Below are 20,541 nucleotides of genomic sequence, written 5' to 3'. Positions count from 1 at the left end.
CGTCAGGCGGCAGCCCGGGGCCGGATGGGCCGGCCGGACGGGCCGTAAGCTAGAGGAGAGCGAGCAGCTCCGGCGGGTCCTTGAGCAGGATGTCGGCGCCATTGGCGCGGAGCTCCTCGGCGGTGCGGAAGCCCCACAGGGCGCCGGCCGCCAGCATTCCGGCGGCGCGGGCCGTCATCATGTCGATGTTGGTGTCGCCGACGAAGGCGCAGGCCGCGGGGGCGAGGCCGAGCTCGACCGCCGTGGCCAGGGCCGCCGCCGGATCGGGCTTGAGGGGCACGCCGGGCCGGGAGCCGCGGACGACGTCGAAGCGGTGAGGGGCCAGCAGCTTCTCGACCATCGCGGCCGTGAAGATCTGGGATTTATTCGAGAGCACGGCCGTCCTGACGCCGCGGCGGGCCAGTTCGGCCAGGGCCTCCGGGATGCCCGCGTATGGCCGGCTGTGGGCGCTCCAGCAGGCGTCGTACTCGCGCCGATAGTCTTTCAGGATCGCGGCCAGGGCGGCCTCGGAGGGGCAGGGCTTGCCGCGCTGGGCGAAGACCCGGCGGACAAGCTCCTCGGCGCCTTCGCCGACAAGGGTTTTCATCTCGTCGATGCCGAAAGTGCCCAGCCCGCGGGGCTCGTAGACGCGATTGGACGCCTCGGTGATGTCCTCGATCGTGTCGAGCAGCGTCCCGTCCAGGTCGAATATTACCGCTTTAATGGGGGACATGATACCCGTTCCCTGTTTTCCCGCCTGCCAAAAATGCGGGACACAATACCTATTTCCTATTTTTCCGGTCCTTGGCCCGATGCCGAGTCAGCCAGGGCTCGATAAATGCGCCAGGCGCGGTCGAGGCGGGCGCGGTCCTCATCCGTAGTCTCGCGGCGGACCTTGGCCGGCACGCCGGCGGCGACGACGCCGGGCGGGATCTCCATCCCTTCCGGGACGACGGCGCCGGCGGCGACGATCGAACCGCGTCCGACCTTGGCCCCGGACAGGACCGTGGCCCCCATGGCGATCATGGCGTCGTCCTCGACGGTGCAGGCGTGGAGGATGGCGCCGTGGCCGACAGTGACCCGGGCCCCGACCCGGCAGGACAGGTTGACATCGACGTGGACGACCGTGCCGTCCTGGATGTTCGAGTCCTCGCCGATCTCGATCTCAGCGCCTTCCATGTCCGAGCGCAGGACGCAGCCGTACCAGACGCTGGCGCCGCGGCCCAGCACGATCCGGCCGACCAGGACCGCCCCCGGGGCCAGCCATGCGCCCGCGGCGATCTCGGGCCTACCGAGCTTGTCCGCCGTGCCGAATTCGCCCATTGATGTCTCCTTCCCGGAAAGGCGTCTATTTTAGCAGAAAATCGAAGATGGGGGACATGATATCCGTTTCTTGCGTCAAGTGTTGCGCTTCATTGTCGAGTTCGCGCCGGGGGAATAATGGTATCATATCCCGCTTTTTCAACGGGCGGGAAAATAGGAAATAGGTATCGTGTCCCCCATTTTTCTGGTATTATCCTTGCGACGCCACTATATCTGGGGTGAATGATTGGAGACCCGCATGCCCTTGACCGGCGGCTTCACCGAGAACGCCCTCAAGATCCTCAAGGCCCGCTACTTCCTGAAAGACGACCAGGGCGAGCTCGTCGACAAGTCCCCCGAGGACCTCTTCCGCCGCGTCGCCTCCTACGTCGCCGGCGCCGAGAAGACCAAGGCGGGCCGCGCGGCCTGCGCCGAGGCCTTCTTCCGGATCATGGCCGACCGCGATTTCCTGCCCAATAGCCCCACCCTGACCGGCGCCGGCCGCGGCATGTGCCTCTCGGCCTGCTTCGTCCTGCCCATAGAGGACTCGCTCGACGCCATCTTCGAGACGGTCAAGAACGCGGCCCTCGTCCACAAGGAGGGCGGCGGCACCGGCTTCGACTTCAGCCGCCTCCGGCCCAAGGGCAGCTTCGTCCGCCGGACCCAGGGCGTCGCCTCCGGCCCCATCTCCTTCCTCAAGGTCATCGACGCCGCGACCGAGGCGGTCAAGCAGGGCGGCACCCGCCGCGGCGCCAACATGGGCATCCTCCGCGTCGACCACCCCGACATCGAGGCTTTCGTCCAGATGAAGCTCGACGGCGCGTCCGTCTCGAACTTCAACATCTCCGTCGCCGTCACCGACGCCTTCATGGCCGCGCTCGAGGCCGGCGCCGAGTACGACCTCGTCGATCCGCATCTCGGCGCGGCCGTCGGCCGCAGGGACGCCCGCAAGATCTTCCAGCTCATCGTCGAGTCCGCCTGGGCCGTCGGCGACCCCGGCCTGATCTTCATCGACCGCGTCAACGCCGCCAACCCGACCGCCGGGCTCGGCCCCATCCGGGCCACCAACCCCTGCGGCGAGCAGCCCCTCCACGATTACGAGTCCTGCAACCTCGGCTCGATCAACCTGGCCAACTTCTACGACGCCCGGGCGAAGGACCGCTTCGACTGGGCCCGTTTCGCCTCGGTCATCCGCCTCGGCGTCCGCTTCCTCGACGACGTCATCGACGTCAACCGCTACCCGCTGCCGCAGATCGAGAAGATGACCCGGTCGACGCGCCGCATCGGCCTCGGGGTCATGGGCTGGGCCGACCTGCTCCTGCTCATGAAGGTCCGCTACGATTCGCCCAGGGCCCTGGCCCTGGCCGACAAGGTCGCCGCCTTCCTCCGGGCCGAGGCCTCGAACGCCTCCCGCGACCTGGCCGTCGAGCGCGGCTCCTTCCCGGCCATCGCCCAGTCGGCCTACAGGGGCGCGAAGATGCGCAACGCCACGGTCTTCACCATCGCCCCGACCGGGACGATCTCGCGCATCGCCGGCTGCTCCTCGTCGATCGAGCCCGTCTTCGCCTTCGAGGTCGTCTCCCGGATCATCGACGCCGAGCTCAGGGACGTCCACCCGCTCTACGCCGCCTGGCAGGAGAAGAACCCCGGCAAGCCGCTGCCCGATTACTTCCGGGCCGCCCACGAGATCGCCCCCGAATGGCACATCAAGACCCAGGCGGCCTTCCAGAAGCACGTCGACAACTCCGTCTCCAAGACCGTCAACTTCCCCCACGAGGCCGCGGTCGAGGACGTCGAGAAAGCCTACCGCCTGGCCTGGGACCTGGGGGCCAAGGGCATCACCATCTACCGCGACGGCTGCCGCGAGAGCCAGGTCCTCTACAAGGACGGCACGGACGTCCTCCACCCCCAGGGCCGCCCCGACTCGCTGCCCTCGGTCACCGACAAGATCAAGACCGGCTTCGGCAACCTCTACGTCACCATCTCCTTCCATAACCAGAAGCCCTTCGAGGTCTTCGCCTCGATCGGCAAGAGCGGCTATTCGACGATGGCCGACGCCGAGGCCCTCGGCCGCCTCATCTCGACCGCCCTGCGCAGCGGCGTCGAGCCGGAGGAGGTCATCGCGCAGCTCAAGGGCATCGGCGGCTCCGAGCCCGTCTTCACCGAGGGCGGCCTCATCCAGTCCATCCCCGACGCCATCGCCAAGGTCCTGGAAAAGCACTTCGGCGAGGTCAAGCACAACGCCAAGGACTTCTACACCGTTCGCTGCAAGATCTGCGGCGCGCTCCTCCCCGACGAGAAGTGCCCCGTCTGCATCAATTGCGGCTGGAGCAAATGCGCATGAACCCCCTGATCCTCCTCAGCGCCGTCGCCAAGGCCGTGATCCGGGCTCCGCAGGCCGTCCCGCAAGCCGCGGGGCAAGCCGCCCAGCCGGCCGCCGCGCCCGCCGTCGCGACGCCGCCCCTCGAACTGTCGCACCTCTTCATCACGCTGGCCGTCCTGGCCGCCGCGCTCCTGCTGGGCTTCCTCGTCCAGCGGATCGTCGGCTCGACGCTCCACGCCATGGCCAGGAGGACCGCCAACCTCTGGGACGACGTCCTGGTCGAGTCGATGCGGGGGCTCGTCGTCCTGTGGTTCCTCCTCATCGGCCTGGGCATCGTCCTCAAGATCGTCCCGTTGAGCCCCTACCCGCTGATGCTGGCCCGCCGCGCGGCCGGCGTCCTGGGCATCCTGTCGGCGGCCATCTTCTTCACCCGGATGTCGCGCCGGGCCATCTACGTCTACATCGACCGCAAGGTCCACGTGCCGACCTCGATCTTCAAGAACTTCGCCTCGTTCGTCGTCTACCTCCTGGCCTTCCTCATCGTCCTCGATTATCTCGGCGTCTCCATCGCCCCGCTGCTCACGGCCATGGGCGTCAGCGGGCTGGCCGTGGCCCTGGCCTTCCAGGACACGCTGGCCAACCTCTTCGCCGGGATGAACATCCTCATGGCCCGGAAGATCCAGCCGGGCGACTACATCCGGCTCGACACCGGCCAGGAAGGCCGGGTCTGCGACGTCACCTGGCGCAACACGACCATCCTTTCCCCGGAGGACAGCATGGTCATCGTGCCCAACAGCAAGCTGGCCGCGGCCATCTACACCAACACCCACCTGCCGAAGACCGAGATGGGCCTGTTCCTGCCCGTGGCGGTGGCCTTCGACAGCGACCTGGCCCTGGTCGAGCGGGTGACGCTCGAGGTCGCCCGCGAGGTCCTGGCCGATCCCGCCTGGGCCATCCCCGGCTTCGAGCCGGCCATCCGCTACAACGCCTTCACCGACCTGGGGGTCCGCTTCTCGGTCATCCTGCGGATCAAGGAATACGAGGAGATGTACCGGCTCCGGCACGAGTTCTACAAGCGGCTCCACGACCGCTACCTCAAGGAGGGGATCGGCCTGGCCCAGCCGCCGTGCCCGCTGACGATCGGCAAAGCCGCGGGCTGAGGGACCGGCAGGGAGCGGAGCCTCCGGAGAGGGATCCGGGCCTGAATGTCCCCCTTTTGGGGTTTGACCGGGGAGGGGATTGGTGATAATGTTTTCAACGACCTGGATATCACAAGGAGCCATATCACCATGAAGAGAGCTGCGATCATTCTTGTTCTTTTCGGCTGCCTGGCCGGCCTGACGTTCGCCGACAGCAATCATAACATCGGGGTCGGGATCATCGTCGGAGAACCGACGGGCCTGAGCTTCAAGCTCTGGAGCAAGCAGACCGTGGCCTGGGACGCCGCGGCCGCCTGGTCGTTCGTCAACGGCGGGTACTTCCAGGTCCACAGCGACGTCCTCCTTCACAATTTCAATCTCTTCCGGGTCGAGACGGGCCGGATGTCGCTCTTCTACGGGCTAGGCGCCCGGGTCAAGTTCGCCGACGACACGACCGTCAGCCTGCGCATCCCGGTCGGCCTCGCCTACGAATTCGCTAAAACGCCGGTCGAGATCTTCCTCGAGGTCGTTCCCATGCTCGATCTCGTTCCCGCGACCGAGCTCCAGATGGCCGGGGCCGTCGGCTTCCGGTATTACTTCTAAGGCCTGATCCGGCCGAGACGGGCGCCCACGGCTCCGATGACCGCCGATCGTCCCGATGGCCGCGACGTCCGCGGGCGGATGCCGCGGACCGCGGCCTCCGCCCTTGCCGCCGATCTCGCGGCCGTCGTCGCCCTGTCCGTTCTCTTCGTCCCGCTTTGCCCGCTCGGCGCGGCGTCGCCCGCGGCGCTCGGCGGCCGGCGGGCCGTCCTCGTCTCGCCCGCCCAGCCGCGCCCGGGCCGGCCTTTGCGCGTCCTGGCGGCCTTTGAGGCCGACGCCGCCAAGGTCCGGCTCGTCCTCCGCGGCCCTTCCGGCGAGACCAGGCCGCTCGCGGTCAAGAAGGGAGGAGGGCCTCCGTTCTGGGCCGCCGCGGAATTCGCCGGCGCCCCCAAAGGCCCGTTCTCGGTCGTCCTGGCCGAGGGCCGGGAGGAAGCCGTCGTCGATCCCTCGCGGGCCCTCGACGTGTCCAAGGGCTGGTCCTGGGCCTCGGAAAGCCTCTATGCCGCCTGGATCGAGGCCCTCTACGCGGAGGCCGACGAGCGCTCGACCTGGAAGGCCCTCCATGAGGTCACCCGCGATCGCGGCCGGAATATCCTCCACGACCACCTGGGCCTGGGCGAGGACGATCCTTCCGGCCCGCGCCCCCTGGAATTGACGCCCGACTGCGCCGACAACCCTTTCTTCCTGAGGGCCTATTTCGCCTGGAAGCTCGGCCTGCCCTTCGGCTTCCACCAGACGAGCTGGGGCACGCTCGAGTCGCCTCCCCGGGCCGAACGGTTCATCGACGCCGTGACCGGGCGGTCCCCGGGCCAGGACCGGGGCCGCTCCGCTGCCGCAATGCAATCCTTCTTCAACCTCATAAAGAACGTCGTCCACGCCGGAAACGGCCGGACCGCCCTCGACGCCGACGGCACCGACTATTATCCGCTGCCCCTGACGCGCCGGGCCCTCAAGCCGGGCACGGTCTTCGCCGACCCCTACGGCCATACCTACACGCTGGTCCGCTGGGTCCCAGAGACCCGCAAGTCACCAGGCCTGCTCCTCGGGACGGACGCCCAGCCCGACGGCACGATCGGCGTCAAGAGGTTCTGGAAGGGGAACTTCCTCTTCGCCACCAGCGACGTCGTCGGCCAGCCGGGCTTCAAGGCCTTCCGGCCGATCGTCGTCGAGTCCGGCCGCCAGCGCTTCCTGACGAACAAGGAGATCGTCGGGAGGCCCGACTACGGGGACTTCTCGCTACAGCAGCGGGGGATGCCGGGCCGGGATTTCTACGCCATCATGGAAAAGCTCATCAATCCCGACCCGCTCGACGCCAGGGCGGCCCTCGAAGACCTTTTCCAGGCCCTCCACGAGCAGCTAATCGTCCGGGTCGGCTCGGTGGCCAACGGCGAGGCCTACATGACCGCCCATCCAGGAACGGTCATCCCCATGCCCTCGGGCGCGTCGGTTTTCCTGTCGCTCGGGCCCTGGGAGAACTTCTCGACGCCCAACCGCGACATGCGCCTGCTCATCGCCATCGACACCATCCTCGAGTTCCCGGACAAGGTCGCCCGCGACCCGGCCTCTTTCGACGTGGGCGGCCGGAAGTCGCCGGACGAGGTCCGGGGTGAGCTCGAGGCCCTCTTGAGGAAGCGGGCCGGCGAGCTGTCCATCGCCTACAAGGGATCGGACGGCTCCGGCCGCGTTCTGACGATCGGGGAGATCTTCCGCCGACAGGCGGCCCTGGAGACGGCCTACAATCCCAACGACAGCATCGAGATCCGCTGGGGCGCCCCCGAGGGGAGCGCCGAACGGGCCACCGCCCGCCGCCGCGCCCCCGCCTCCCAGCAGGCTAAAATGAAGGCCCTTCAGCCGTGGTTCCACAAGCGCCTCCGGCCTCCCGTCTAAGCGTGCCTTGGCTAACGCAACTCTATGATAAAAATGGGCATATCATGAATCCGGCGGGCCGGGAACAGCTTTAGGCCCCGGTTTTTTGCCGCCTTTTCTCAATCTGCTTGCCGGTCGGGATAAGCGGCTCGGGATCGTGGTTGGCCCGGATGATCGCCGGCAAACGCCGGAACCCCCGCCGGCCGGTTCCGGCCGAAGATCGGGGTTATGAATTTCGCCCTCGCCTTGCATTCGGAAAGATCCCGTGACAGGGAAGAAAGCCCGGCCGTCCGTCGTCCTAAGAACAACGTGCCGATGCCGCATCCGCCCGCACCGAAACCCTCAGGAGGACCGTCGATGTCTACCCGCCTGTCCCGTCTCCTCGCCGCTTTCCTGGCCCTGGGCCTCGTCCTGGGCTCCGCCGGCGCCGTCCGGGCCCGGGCTCAGGTCACGGCCGACGACCTCAACCAGCTGACCTGGCGCTGGATCGGGCCGGTCAACTTCTCCGGCCGCATCGCCGAGTTCGCCGTTCCCCCCGGCCAGACGACGACCTACTACGTCCTGGCCGCCAGCGGCGGCGTCTGGAAGACCGAGGACGCGGGCATCCATTTCGAGCCCATCTTCGACAAGTACGGCAACATGAGCATGGGCTCGCTCGCCGTCGCCCCGTCCGACCACAACGTCCTCTACCTGGGCACGGGCGAGCCGATGCACGCCCGCGCCAGCTCGCACGGCAACGGCGTCTGGAAATCGACGGACGGCGGCAAGACCTGGACGAACGTCGGCCTGACCCGAAGCTTCTTCATCAACAAGGTCCAGGTCGATCCCAAGGACCCTGACGTCGTCTACGTCGCCGCCGAGGGCAAGCTCTACGACAACGCCACGGACTGCGAGCGCGGCTTCTACAAGACGGCCGACGGCGGCAGGACCTGGGAGCGGCTCTGGCCGCTCGACGACCGCGGCGTCGGCGATTTCGCCGTCGACCCGCGCGACTTCAACGTCGTCATCGCCCAGGCCTACAAGACCTACCGGCGGGCTTGGACCTACATCGACCGCCAGCCGGGCAACTACCTCTACAAGACGACCGACGGCGGCAAGACCTGGCGAAAGCTCGTCCAGGGCCTGCCGGTCGATCTCGACATGGGCCGGGCCGGCCTGGCCATCTACGCCAAGAACCCGGACATCGTCTATGCCCGCCTCGACGAGGAAGTCAACCTCGGCCTGGCCGAGCGCGACGGCGCGGCCAACTTCCGCGCCCCCGGCGGCTTCGGCGGCGGGTTCGGAGGCGGCAGCCTGTTCGCCGAGGGCCAGAGCTTCGGCAAGTTCAAGGCCTTCAAGATCCATCCCGAGCTGGCCAGGCAGGCCCCCAAGTTCACGCCGATCGCCGCCTCCGACGAGGCCGATCTCGTCAAGAAGCTCAACGAGATCATCGCCGACAAGGACTTCCTGGCGAAGTCCGGGATCGACCTGGCCAGGTTCGACGCCGCGGCCCGCAAGGCCTACGCCAGGAACAAGGCCCTCGTCGCGGCCGTCGCCGAGATCGAGTCCCTCCAGAAGCGCGAGGCCCCGAAAGCCGATTCGAGCGAGGCCAAGGGCCGCTCGCAAGTCGTCAACCGCCACGTCCTGGAGATGCTCTACGGCGGCGTCCTGCGCAACCAGGAGCCGGTCAAGCGCTCCGGCGTGATCTACCGCTCCGGGGACCTGGGCGAGACCTGGGTCAGGAAGACCGAGTACAAGCTCCAGGGCGGCAGCGGCCTGGTCAACCAGACCGAGGCCGGCTACTACGCCCGGCTCTACGTCGACGCCCGGAACGACCAGGTCCTCTACGCCTGCGACACCAACGTGACCGTCTCCAACGACGGCGGCAAGACCTTCAAGGCCACCGGCTGGGACAGCGGGGCCTACAAGCTCCACGTCGACCACCGCGCCCTCTGGCTCGATCCGCAGAACTCCGGCCACATCCTGAGCGCCAACGACGGCGGCTGCGGCGAGACCTGGGACGGCGGCAAGCACTGGAGCCAGAAGGCGACCGTCAGCGCCCAGCAGTTCTACGACGTCGCGGTCGACAGCGAGAGGCCCTACAACGTCATGGGCGGCACCCAGGACAACGGCGCCTGGATCGGCCCGTCGCAGAGCCGGAACGCCTGGGGCGTTTTCGCCGCCGACTGGCGCTATTTTCCCACCGGCGACGCCTTCTACGTCGTCCGCGACTGGTGGAACCCCGAGTACGTCTATTACGAGAGCCAGTTCGGCGCCTCCAGCCGCCAGAACATCCTCACCGGCGAGACATCGCCGCTGGCCAAACGGACGACGGCCGACGAGCTGGCCAAGGGGATGCCGGCCCAGCGCTACCAGTGGAACGCCCCGATCGTCCTTTCGCCCCACAACCCCGGCATCGTCTACATCTGCTCGCAGTTCGTCCACCGCTCCCTGAGCCACGGCGACCCGAACACCTTCGTGACCATCAGCCCCGACCTGACCAGGGCCGACAAGGCCAGGCTCGACGAGGCCAGGAAGACCAACCTCCAGTACGCGACGATCTACGCTTTCGCCGAATCGCCCAGGAAGCCCGGCCTCTACTGGGCCGGCACCGACGACGGCAACCTCCAGATGTCCCCCGACGGCGGCGTGACCTGGACCAACATCACCGCGAATTTCTACGACATGCGGACCGGCAAGGCCAAGCCCGGGGCCAAGGGCGCCCTCATCCCGTTCGACCGCTGGGTCAAGCGGGTCGTCCCGTCCCGCTTCGACGAGAACACCTGCTACGCCGGCTTCAGCGGCTACCGGACCCACAACGAGGACAGGACCTGGCTCTTCGTCACCCATGACCTGGGCAAGACCTGGGAGGACATCTCCGGCGGCCTCCAGAACCCGCTCTTCGACGTCGAGGAGGACCCGGACAACGCCAACGTCCTCTATATCTCCGGAGACCTCGGCATCCACGTCTCCATCGACAAGGGCAAGACCTGGACGCCGTTCTCGACGTCGGCGCCGAACGTCATCGTCCGCGACATGGCCATCCAGGCGCGCGACCGCGAGATGGCCATCGGCACCTACGGCCGCGGCATCTACGTGGCCGACATCGCCCCGCTCAGGGAGATGACGGCCGAGAACCTGGCCCGGGAGGCCTACCTCTTCGACCCCAAGGAGGTCATCCGCTGGAACCGCTACATCCAGAGCGGCGAGCAGTACGGCGAGTTCGCCAAGTGCGACAACCCGCCCGTGGCGGCAACCCTCTACTATCATCTGAATGGCGAACCCAAGTCGGTCAAGCTGGTCATCAAGGACCTCGAGGGGACGCTCATCCAGGAGGTCGTCGGGACGGCCAAGAAGGGCCTCCAGAGATCCTCCTGGAACCTGACCAGGCGCGTCGATCCGGCCCAGCAAGCCGGCCCGCGGCCCGGCGGCATGCGCGGCCGGATGAACCAGGTCGACAACGGCGCCTACAAGGTGACCCTGAACGTCGACGGCAAGGACGTCGCCACCAAGACGATCAAGGTCAGCCCCGACCCCTTGTTCAAGCAATGAGATAGGCGCCGGCCGAGCGCCGGCCCGATCGTAAAAAGGGGGCGCCCCTCGGCGGGCGCCCCCTCCCGTTTCTATTTCCCTTCGAGCATCGGGTCGAGCCGGACGGCGACCTTGCCCGCGTAGGCCTTGCCGCCGACCGTCAGCTTGACGGTGTAGGTGCCGGGCTCCGCCTGCGGCCCGCCCATGCCGCGCATGCCCATGCCGCCGTACATCCCGCCGCCGGGCAGGATGACGGCCAGGACCCGGCGCTGGATCTCGGCGACCTTGCGGAAGTTCGTGCCCCACCGGTCGAGGTCGGCCAGGGCCTGTTTCAGGGAGGCCTTCTGCTCGTCGGCGAGGCCGGCCCGGAGAAGGGCCGTGTCGATCTGCCGCTTGATATTGAGGACCAGGGACTGGACCGTGGCCGCGGTCGGGTCGAAGCGCAGGTCCCAGGCCAGGCGGTTGATGCCCGGCCCGGCGCCCTCGAGGAGAAAGGTCGTCTTCAGGGCGCCCGCGGGATCGGCGATCTCCAGCGTCGCCGAGGCCTCGGCTTTATCCTTGAGATAATAGGCGATGAGGGCCCCCTCCGGCGGGTTCTCGCCCTTGAAGTACAGATCGCCGCGGCCGTAGCCGCCGCGCTGGATGCGCAGCCAGCGCGTGCCCGGCTTGGCCGGCTCGAAGAGCGCCGCGTCCTGGCCGAGGACGCTGTCGGTGGCCTTGCGCAGGGCGGAGATATCGTCGAGGATCCACAGCCCGCGGCCGTGCGTCGCGGCGATTAGGTCGCCGTCGCGGGGATGGACAAGGAGGTCGTGGAAGGCGACGGTGGGCATGTTTAGGAGCAGGCTGGACCAGGCGGCGCCGGCGTCGCGGCTGAAGAAGACGCCGAACTCCGTGCCCAGGAAGAGCAGGTTCTTATTGACCGGGTCCTCGCGGATGACGTAGACCGGCTGGCCGTCCGGGATCCCGGCGGAGATGGCCGTCCAGGTCTCGCCGAAGTCGGCCGTCCTGAAGACATAGGGGTGGAAGTCGTCCGAGCGATGGCCGTCGAAGGTCGCGTAGCAGACGGCCTCGTCGAAATGCGAGGCCTCGACCCGGCTGCACCACAGGCCCGAGGGCAGGCCCTTGATGTTCGGCCGGACGTTGGTCCAGGCGTTGCCGCCGTTGCGGGTCAGCTGGACGTTGCCGTCGTCGGTGCCGACCCAGATGAGGCCGGGGACGCGCGGCGACTCGGAGACGGTGATGATGGTGCAGAAGGTCTCGGCGCCGGTTACGTCCGGCGTCAGGCCGCCCGTCGGCCCGGGCCCGTCCGGCGGATTCTTGGGGGCGTACTTGGAGCTGTCGTTCGTCGTCAGGTCGGGGCTGATGATCATCCAGTGGTCGCCCCGGTCGACGGACCGGAACAGGTGCTGGCCGCCGATGTAGACCGTCTCCGGATTATGGGGCGAGAGGACGATGGGCGACGACCAGTTGAAGCGCAGGGCAGTCTGGGGCTGCCGCATCGAGGGCGGCCCGCCGGCCTCCTGTCCCGCTGGCTGGGCCGGGATGCCCGGCCTGGCGGCCGGTTTCGACCGGGGCTTGAGCGCCGGCCTGGCCGCGGGGGCCTTCTTCTCCGGCGGGGCCGGCGGATAGAAGTCCTTGTAGTTGACGATGTTCGCCGGGCCCGGCTTGATCCGCTTGGCCTCGCGCGTCTCGACGTTGACGCGCTGGATCTCGCCGCCCTGGCTCTCGCCGTAGGCCGTCCGCCAGTCCTGCGGGTCGTTCTGGGTGTGGAAGCCGTCCCCGCCGCCGATGTTGTACCAGAAATCGGTCAGGATCTGGCCCTCGCGGTGCATGGACGGGCCGCCCCAGGTGCCGTTGTCCTGGAGGCCGCCGTAGACGTAGTAGGGGTCGCGCATGTCGGCGCTGAGGGCGTAGAACTGGGCCGCGGTGAAGTTGTCGAAGAAGACCCAGGTCTTGCCGTGGTCGTAGGTCAGCGAGGCGCCGCCGTCCTGGCCGACGTAGAAGCGGTTCTTGTTCGCCGGGTCGAGCCAGAGCGCGTGGAAGTCGGGATGGAGGCCGCCGATCGGGCTCCAGGTCTTGCCGCCGTCGGCGGAGAAGCTCATGGCCGTGGCCAGGGAGTAGACCCACTTGTCCTCGAGGGGATTGATATAGATGTGGCTGTAATAGAACGGCCGGTTGTTCGGCCGGCTCATGAACTTCCAGGTGGCGCCGCCGTCCTCGGAGCGGTAGACGCCGCTGCCGAGCTTGGTCATGTCCTCGTAGTCGGGGTTGGGCTTGGATTCGCCCCCCTGGCGGATGGTCGGCTGGGGCTGGAAGGGGGCCTCGACGATGGCCTCCAGGACCTGCGGGTTCGAGCGGGAGACGGCCAGGCCGATGCGGCCGAGCGGGCCCGAAGGCAGGCCTTGGACGAGCCTGGTCCAGGTGGCGCCGCCGTCGTTCGTCTTGAAGATGCCAGAGTTCGGCCCGCCGGAGTCGAAGCGCCAGGGCCGGCGGAGCCGCTGCCAGAAGGAGACATAGAGGGTCTCGGGGTCGGTCGGGTGCATGACCAGGTCGATGGCCCCGGTCTTGCCGTCGTTGGGCAGGCCGCCGGCGAGCTTGGTCCAGGTGGCGCCGCCGTCGGTCGTCTTGAACAGGCCGCGGTCGCCGGTGTAGCCCCAGGGATGGCCGGAGGCGGCGACGTAGACGATGTTCGGATCCGTCGGATGGGTGATGACGCGGCCGATCGTCTGGGTCGTTTCGAGGCCCATGCGGGCGAAGGTCTTGCCGCCGTCGGTCGACTTGTAGACGCCGTCGCCCCAGGCGACGCTGTTGCGCACGCATTCCTCGCCCGTGCCGACCCAGATGATGTCGGGGTCCTTCTGAAAGAAGGCGACGTCGCCGATGGAGGCCGCGCCGTAGCGGTCGAAGATCGGCTCCCAGGTCGTCCCGGCGTTGACGGACTTGAAGACGCCGCCCGAGGCGGTGGCGACGAGGACCTGGGAGAAGTCGCTGTCCAGGGCCTCGAAATCGGAGATGCGGCCGACCATGTTGGCCGGCCCGATCGAGCGCCAGCGCAGGTGCCGGGTCAGGGCCGCCGCGTCCGGGCCGGCGGAAGGCGCGGCTTGGGGGGCCTGGGCCGCCTGTGACGACTGGGGAGACTGGGGTGAGGCGACCGCCCCGCTGAACGCCGTGATCAGGACCAGGACGAGGGAGAGCCGCAGGGCCGTCCGAACGCCGATCTTCATGCCGACCTCCTTGGAGGGGAGAATAGCGATAGGCCAAATTATAGATAAAACAGCGGGAGGGTCAAACCAAGATGGGGTCAAACCTCTTCGACCCCTTCGGGCCGGCAGGGGGCTGTCCCTCTTGCCCGGCAAAAAGGTATAATGTCCTCACGATGATCAGCAGAGCATTTCCTGTCACCATCGTCTGTCTCGTGGCCGCCGCTCTTTCCTGCGGCAGCCAGCCGGGGATCAAAGCGGCCAAAGCGGAGTTCGACGCGGCCTCGGCTTACGGCTTCGTGAAAGCCCAGGTCGATCTCGGGCCGCGCGTGCCCGGCACGCCGGCGCACGCCGCCTGCGCCGAATGGTTCGTCAAGACGCTGCGGCAGTGGACGCCCGACGTCGTCGTCCAGGAGTTCAAGGCCCGGGCCTTCGACGGGCGGCCCCTCGAGGGGAAGAACATCGTCGCCTCGTTCAACGCGGGGGCCGGGGACCGGGTCCTGCTCTGCGCCCACTGGGACTCCCGGCCGTTCGCGGACCACGACCCCGATCCGGCCAACCATTTCCGGCCGGTCATGGGCGCCAACGACGGCGCCAGCGGCGCCGGGGTCCTGCTCGAGGTCGCCCGGTGTCTCGCGCTGAGGAAGCCCGCCGTCGGGGTCGATATCGTGCTCCTCGACCTGGAGGACTTCGGCGAGCACGCCAACTGGCGCGGCCGCTCCTCCGAGGACAGCTGGGGCCTCGGCTCGCAGTACTGGGCCAGGAACCCGCACCGGGACGGCTACCGGGCCCGCTTCGGCATCCTGCTCGACATGGTCGGTGACCGCGGGGCGGTCTTCCCGATGGAAGGGGAGTCGCTGTCTTTCGCCCCGGCCGTCGTCAAGATGGTCTGGGAGACGGCCCGCGGCCTCGGCTTGGGGAAATACTTCATCGAGAGCGAATCCGACCCGCTCGTCGACGACCACGTCTACATCAACCGCTTTGCCCGCATCCCGACCATCGACATCATCGATTATGACGCCGGGCGCGGCGGCTTCCCCAAGAGCTGGCACACCGCCGGCGATACCCTGGACAAGATCGACAAGAACACCCTGGCGGCGGTCGGACGGACCGTCCTGGCCGTCGTATATCAAGAGAAATAGCGGTCTAGCGGCGTTTCTCGGCCTCGGCAATGCGGTCCTTGAGGGTCGCCTGTGAGGGATCGATCTCCAGCGACTTCTTCCACGCGGCGATCGCCGCGGCCCGGTCGCCGAGGCTGAGCCGGCTCTCGGCAATGCCGTTGAGCACCCGGGCGTTCAGGCCGAAGGACGAAAGAAGCGCCTGATAGAGTTCGAGGGCCTCGGCGTGCCGTCCCAGGATCCGGCGCGCGTCCGCCAGGAGGCAGCCGAGATCGAAATCCTTCTCCGCCTCCGGCACGTAGGGCTCGAGGACGGCCAGGACGTCGCTCATCCGCTTCTGGACGAGGTACGTCCGGGCCAGGTCGAGAGCGAACGAGCGGATACCCGGGCTGGCCCTGCAGGCGCGCTCAAGAAGAACGGCGGCCCTGGCTTGATCGCCGGCGGCGGCCCATTGACGTCCCAGGATGTTGTCGGTGAGCGACGCCGGCGCGCCGTCCATTACGGATTGGCTGATCACCCAGGGCCTCGGGAGATAGCCCACCCCCGAAACTTGGAAGTCCTTGATTTGCCGGCCGATCTCCTGCCCGTTCCCGTCGAGGAGCGCGGCGACGATCCGGTAGTATCCCGGCTTGACCGTCTCCAGCGGGAAGACCTCGACGAAGTCGATGTCGCCCGGACGGGCCAGCGGCTGGACCTTGGCCGCGACGATTCCCTCGTCCGATTCCAGCGTGAACCTGAGGCTTCCGCTCGAACGCATCTGCGGGGACAGGCCGAGGGCCTGCGTATGGGCATAAAGACGCTCCCTTGTCAGGAACGTGTCGCCCGGCTGGCAATAGAGCTGAAGGTCCCGCACCACATAGGGCTTGGGACCGGCCGGTGCCGGCGACAGGCGGGCGGCGTTGAACGCGAGGATGAGCGGCGAGAGCCGCGGCGCCGCCCCGGCGGCCTCGACCTTGATCGTCCGCTCGAGGGAGGTGAACTCCTTGGAGACGGCGTTCTTCATCAGGACTGCCAGCCGGTATTCGCCGGGCAAGACGGGGAAGATGCCCGAGAAACTGAGCGGCCGCTGCCGCAGTTTCTCGAACTGCTCGGCGGTGAAGCTGAGCGGGACCTTCTTCTCGAACTGGAAGACGGTCCGGCCCAGGCGGTCAGTCAGGATGCCGTTGAAGACCAGGTCCGTCGTGACCCGGCTCTGGGCGCTGCCCACGGAGACGCCCGCCGGCTCGATCAGGTAGTGGACAAAGGACGTCCCGGACGCATCCTGAAGGACCTGGAGCATCGAGCCGCTGTCGATGTAGTTGGCCGTGTATTCGACCTCGACGACGTCCTTGTATTCGCGGAATTTCCGGGCGTACGTATCCTCGACCGCCCGGTAGGCGGCGGAGTCGAGGTTCTGCAGGATGGTCATCGACATGAGGGATGGCATGTGCACGACCGTCTCGCCCGGGACGAAGGAGATCGAGGCCTTGGCCAGCTCGGGCTCGATCAGGCTCAATGCTTCGTAGGAATCTAGGTATTGTCCGGTGTCGCCCTCGTAATTGGACATCAGGCTCCAGGGGCCGTCCCCGGCCGGGTCGTAGAGGACCAGGTCGCCCATGCCGTTCTTCTTGAAAAAAAGCAGATTGATGTCCGTCGGGATGCCGGGGGTCTCGAGGCCCTCGTAGGACCAGACCTCTGATTCATAGACGGTCGAGATGCCGGGGAACGATCGCGCGGTCCGCGGCGGACCGAGGATGAGATAGACCTTTCCCCGGTCAGTCTGCCAGCCCGGCTTGCCGGCGCCCCGGTACATGCGATTGACGTAGGCCAGTCGCCTTTGGTGCTCGTCGCGGGCCTCGTTCGCGTCCGTGCCCGGGGACGGATCGCGGTGCTTCCAGAAAGCCTCGATGAAGAGGTCTCTCTGGCGGTCGGTCGAAAGATCGAGGAAAACGCTGCGCTCGTTGGGCGTGACGATGTAGACGACGTCCTCATCGAGCCAGGCCCGGTAGCGCTCGGGCAGGGCCGAGGGCTTCGTCTGCGGGAAGAGGGGAGCCAGGCTCAGCAGGGCGGTCGCGGCCAGGCCGGCGGCCGCGAGACGGACGGCAACCTGGCCGAAGGGGACTGAACGTCGCATAGATCGGGTCCTTTCTTGCGAGGCCGACCTTGGAGTATAGGGCTATATACGGCCCTTTTCCAGCTTGAGCACCTGGTCGATCCACTCGTCCGTGTGCTCAAAGGGGAGCTTCCGCAGGGACAGGATGTCGGCGGCCATATTGTACCCGGGCTTGCCGGTCTCCGCGTCGACGGCCGAGGGGTTGGCGCCGATGCAGACGAGCCGGAGCGTGTGCCTGCCCGGCGCAAACTCGAACAGGCCGATCTTGCGTTCGCGCCCCTGGCCCCAGGTGTAGTCCTCGTGCTCGTTCTTCTTATAGATATTGTAAAAGTCGAGGACCTTGTTGATCTTCGACTTCGGGATCAGCGCGACCTCGTCGATGCTGTAGTTGCCGGAGATCTGGGACTCGCCGGCGTCGTAGATCTCGCGGCCGTCGACGAGGACCTTCCAGATCCCCTGGTCCTCGCGCAGGGTCTGGAACAGGGACATCGAATAACGCCCCTTCTCCTTGATATCGAAGGGGATCTCGACCCACGACCCGACGGCGTCGTTCCGGACCCGGAACCAGGGCTTGGTCCAGGTGGCCCGGTTGTAGGGCAGGACCTGAAGCTCGACGCCAGGGGAATGCGTCATCGTGGCCGCGACCTTGGGCAGGTGGAGGACGATCTCGGGGTTGACCCGCTCCCGGTAGGGCGGGAAGGGACACCACGGCCTGGCGATCCCGTCCTGGTACCAGTAGGCCACGGAAGACCAGTGGTCGGGGCGCGGCTTGAAATCGTCGACGACCTGGCCCGCGGCGTTCATGATGATGCTTTTTCGTTCGATCTCGAACCGCAGGGACTTGCTGAAGAGGATGGGGTCGGCGACGTGCCAGCGATAGGCGGTGATCCGGGCGTCGATGCCCCGGGGCTCGAACACGGTGCAGCCCGTGAACAGGGTCGAGTGGACGCGCATGTTCCAGGCGTCGTTGAAATAGTCCTCCGTCCCCGTGCCCAGGATGGACGGCTGCTTCTCGCCGTCGATGTAGAAGAAATCGTCGCCTTCGCCGTACCAGTGCCCGATGGCGTTCTGGGAGGACAGGACGGTGCCGACGTAGTGGCCGCGCCCCTCGCCGACGAAGACCGTGTAGGGCTGGCCCATCTGCGGCGGGTATTCCTGATGGTAACGGGCGTGGAAGTACAGCAGGTCCTCCGGCGCCTGGTCCCACTTGACCCAGTCGACCTGGTAGAAGATCCCGGCCGGTTCCCTGTCGGACTCGTTCGTCACGACGATGCGGGCCTCCCGGCGGAACGGCATCGGCCAGTAGCAGTTGTAGCCGCGGCCGAACGAGCTGGCCTTGACCGGCAGGGAGTCGATGTCGGCCCGCATGCCGTTGCCGACGCCGAAGAAGTCGCCGACCGGCGTCTCGACCGAGGGGACGGGCGAGCCGTCCCAATAGACCCGCAGAACAACGGCCCGCGGGTAGCGGATGTCCATCGAGCTGGCGATGAACCAGATGTGCTCGATCTTCCCCGGCCCCTGGAGTATGATGGTCCGGCTTTCGCCCTTGTCGAGGTGGATGGCGTCCTCGTTCTCGGTCAGGTCGCCGGTCGAAGCCCGCATGCTCCGCCCCGGCTGAGGCTTCATCAGGTCGTTGAGGTCCTGGGCGGCCAGGGCGGCGGCGAGAACGGCGGCCAGGGCCGCCGTCGCGATCAGGCGGAACGGTGTCGCTCTCATGGCGCGGCCTCCATCTTTCGGCGGGCTATTTCCGTTTCTCCATCCGGAGCATCTTCTCGACCCAGGCGTCCATGTTCTCGAACGGGATCTGGCGCAGCGACAGGACGTCGGCGGCCAGGTTGTAGCCGGGCTTGCCCGTGAGCGGGTCGACCGCCAGGGGATTGGCCCCGATGCAGACGAGCTTCAGGGCATGGACGCCGGGCTTGAACTCGAACAGGCCGATCTTCGCCTCGCGGCGCTGCCCGTAGATGATGTCCTCATGCTCGTCCCTGCGGAAAACATTGTAGAAATCGAGGACCGTGTTGACGGCCTCCGGGGCGAGCTGGCGGACGAGGTCGACGTCATAGCCGCCGGGGATATGGGACTCGCCGACGGCCGGGATCTCCTGTCCGTCGATGAGGACCTTCCAGAGGCCCTCGTCCGTGCGCAGGGTCTGGAAGAGCGACATCGAATAACGCCCCGGGTCCTTGATCTCGAAGGGTATCTCGATCCAGGAGCCGACGGTCGCATTTTTGGCCCGGAACCAGGGCTTGGTCCAGGTCGCGCGGTTGTAGGGCAGGAGCTGGAGCTCCACCCCGTCGGAATGCTTCATCGCGGCCATGACCTCGGGCAAATGAAGCACGATCTCGGGATTGACCCTGTCCCGGTAGGGCGGGAAGGGGCACCAGGGCCTGGCGATGCTGTCCTGATACCAGAAGGCGACCGACGACCAGTTGTCGGGCCGCGACCCGGATTCGGCGACGACCTCGCCTTTGGCGTTCATGATGAAGCCGCGCCGCTCGATGGTGAACGTCAGGGACTTGCGGAAGATGATGGGATCCTGGATGTGCCAGCGGTAAGCCGTCACCCGGGCGTCGGGAGACCGCGGCTCGAAGATCGTGCAGCCCGTGTAGAGGCCGCTGTGGACGCGCATGTTCCAGGCCTCGTTGATGTAGTCCTCGGTGCCCGTGCCCAGGACGGAGGGGGTTTTTTCGCCGTCGATGTAGAAATAATCGTCGCCCTCGCCGAACCAGTGGCCGATGCCGTTCTGGGAGGAGAGGACCGTGCCGACGTAGTGGCCGCGCCCCTGGCCGGCGAAGACCGTGTAGGGTTTCTCCATCTCGGGGGGATATTCCTGGTGGTAGCGGGCGTGGAAGTACATGGTGACGGGGGGGGCCTGCTCATACTGCGTCCAATCGACCTGGAAGTAGAGCTCGGCCCCGGCCCGGTCGGACTCGTTGGCCACAGTGATCCGGGCCTGCTTCTTGAACGGCATTTCCCAGTAGCAGTTGTAGCCGCGCCCGAAGGAGCTGACCTTGACGGGCAGCGAATTGACCTCGGCCCGCATGCCGTTGCCGGCGCCGAAGAAGTCGCCGAACGGCACCTCGACCGAGGGCTCGGTCGCGCCGTCCCAATAGATGCGCAGGACCAGGGCCCGGGGATAGCGGATGTCCGCGGACAGGGGAGCGAACCAGAAGTGAGTGATCTTGCCGGGACCCTCGAGGACGGCCAGGGTCTTTGTCTCGCCCCGGGCGAACACGAGGTAGTCGTCGTTGTTATCGGGGTTGCCGCTCGTCGCCCTCATGGTCCGCCCCTCCTGCGGCGCCGTCAGGGCGCTGAGGGATTGGGCCTCGGCCGGCGCGGCGGCCGCGAAGGCGATGACGAGCAGGATGAGGATCGATGTTCCGATGTTTTTCATGTCAGGCTCCTTTGTGGC

The 20,541-nt window shown here is 67.2% G+C and carries 12 protein-coding genes; 6 read left to right on the top strand and 6 right to left on the bottom strand.

What is annotated here, in order from left to right; all coding sequences use genetic code 11:
• Nucleotides 1-49: 49 nt before the first annotated feature.
• Nucleotides 50-712: an HAD-IA family hydrolase gene (locus ABFD52_04520; protein ID MEN6560021.1), complete on the bottom strand. Its 663-nt coding sequence runs from the start codon at nt 710-712 to the stop codon at nt 50-52.
• Nucleotides 713-768: 56 nt separating this feature from the next.
• Nucleotides 769-1,302 carry a gamma carbonic anhydrase family protein gene (locus ABFD52_04515; protein MEN6560020.1) on the bottom strand — a complete coding sequence of 178 codons (534 nt, stop codon included), beginning with the start codon at nt 1,300-1,302 and terminating at the stop codon, nt 769-771.
• A 238-nt stretch (nt 1,303-1,540) separates the two neighbouring features.
• Between ABFD52_04515 and ABFD52_04510 the strand changes: the two genes are divergently transcribed.
• The 5 genes from ABFD52_04510 to ABFD52_04490 all read left to right on the top strand — a co-directional run bounded on the left by ABFD52_04510 (nt 1,541) and on the right by ABFD52_04490 (nt 10,740).
• Entirely contained in the window at nt 1,541-3,625 is a 2,085-nt protein-coding gene (locus ABFD52_04510; protein ID MEN6560019.1) for an adenosylcobalamin-dependent ribonucleoside-diphosphate reductase, read from the top strand.
• A complete protein-coding gene (locus ABFD52_04505) occupies nt 3,622-4,764 on the top strand; it encodes a mechanosensitive ion channel family protein (GenBank protein MEN6560018.1) in 1,143 nt (380 codons plus the stop codon). The genes ABFD52_04510 and ABFD52_04505 overlap by 4 nt, the downstream gene beginning before the upstream one ends.
• Before the next feature lie 129 nt (nt 4,765-4,893).
• Nucleotides 4,894-5,346 (top strand): hypothetical protein, encoded by a 453-nt coding sequence (locus ABFD52_04500; protein MEN6560017.1) that lies wholly within the window; start codon nt 4,894-4,896, stop codon nt 5,344-5,346.
• Nucleotides 5,347-5,382: 36 nt separating this feature from the next.
• Nucleotides 5,383-7,230 carry a hypothetical protein gene (locus ABFD52_04495; protein MEN6560016.1) on the top strand — a complete coding sequence of 616 codons (1,848 nt, stop codon included), beginning with the start codon at nt 5,383-5,385 and terminating at the stop codon, nt 7,228-7,230.
• Nucleotides 7,231-7,566: 336 nt separating this feature from the next.
• Nucleotides 7,567-10,740: a hypothetical protein gene (locus ABFD52_04490; protein MEN6560015.1), complete on the top strand. Its 3,174-nt coding sequence runs from the start codon at nt 7,567-7,569 to the stop codon at nt 10,738-10,740.
• A gap of 71 nt (nt 10,741-10,811) precedes the next feature.
• Here the strand turns inward: ABFD52_04490 and ABFD52_04485 are convergent, their stop codons facing one another.
• A complete protein-coding gene (locus tag ABFD52_04485) occupies nt 10,812-13,943 on the bottom strand; it encodes a hypothetical protein (protein ID MEN6560014.1) in 3,132 nt (1,043 codons plus the stop codon).
• Between the two features lie 152 nt (nt 13,944-14,095).
• Between ABFD52_04485 and ABFD52_04480 the strand changes: the two genes are divergently transcribed.
• Nucleotides 14,096-15,061, top strand: a complete 966-nt coding sequence (locus ABFD52_04480) for a M28 family peptidase (protein MEN6560013.1) — start codon at nt 14,096-14,098, stop codon at nt 15,059-15,061.
• Between the two features lie 4 nt (nt 15,062-15,065).
• On the opposite strand, the gene ABFD52_04475 is transcribed toward ABFD52_04480, so the two are convergent.
• The 3 genes from ABFD52_04475 to ABFD52_04465 are packed head-to-tail and all read right to left on the bottom strand — an operon-like array spanning nt 15,066 to nt 20,523.
• A complete protein-coding gene (locus ABFD52_04475) occupies nt 15,066-17,150 on the bottom strand; it encodes a GWxTD domain-containing protein (protein ID MEN6560012.1) in 2,085 nt (694 codons plus the stop codon).
• A 42-nt stretch (nt 17,151-17,192) separates the two neighbouring features.
• A complete protein-coding gene (locus ABFD52_04470; GenBank protein MEN6560011.1) occupies nt 17,193-18,845 on the bottom strand; it encodes a glycoside hydrolase family 172 protein in 1,653 nt (550 codons plus the stop codon).
• A gap of 25 nt (nt 18,846-18,870) precedes the next feature.
• On the bottom strand, nt 18,871-20,523 hold the full coding sequence (locus ABFD52_04465; GenBank protein ID MEN6560010.1) for a glycoside hydrolase family 172 protein: 1,653 nt from the start codon (nt 20,521-20,523) through the stop codon (nt 18,871-18,873).
• Nucleotides 20,524-20,541 lie beyond the last annotated feature (18 nt).

Source organism: Acidobacteriota bacterium (genome assembly GCA_039683095.1).
Classification (GTDB): Bacteria; Acidobacteriota; Aminicenantia; order Aminicenantales; family Saccharicenantaceae; genus RBG-16-66-30.
This window is presented reverse-complemented; position numbering and strand designations above follow the sequence as displayed.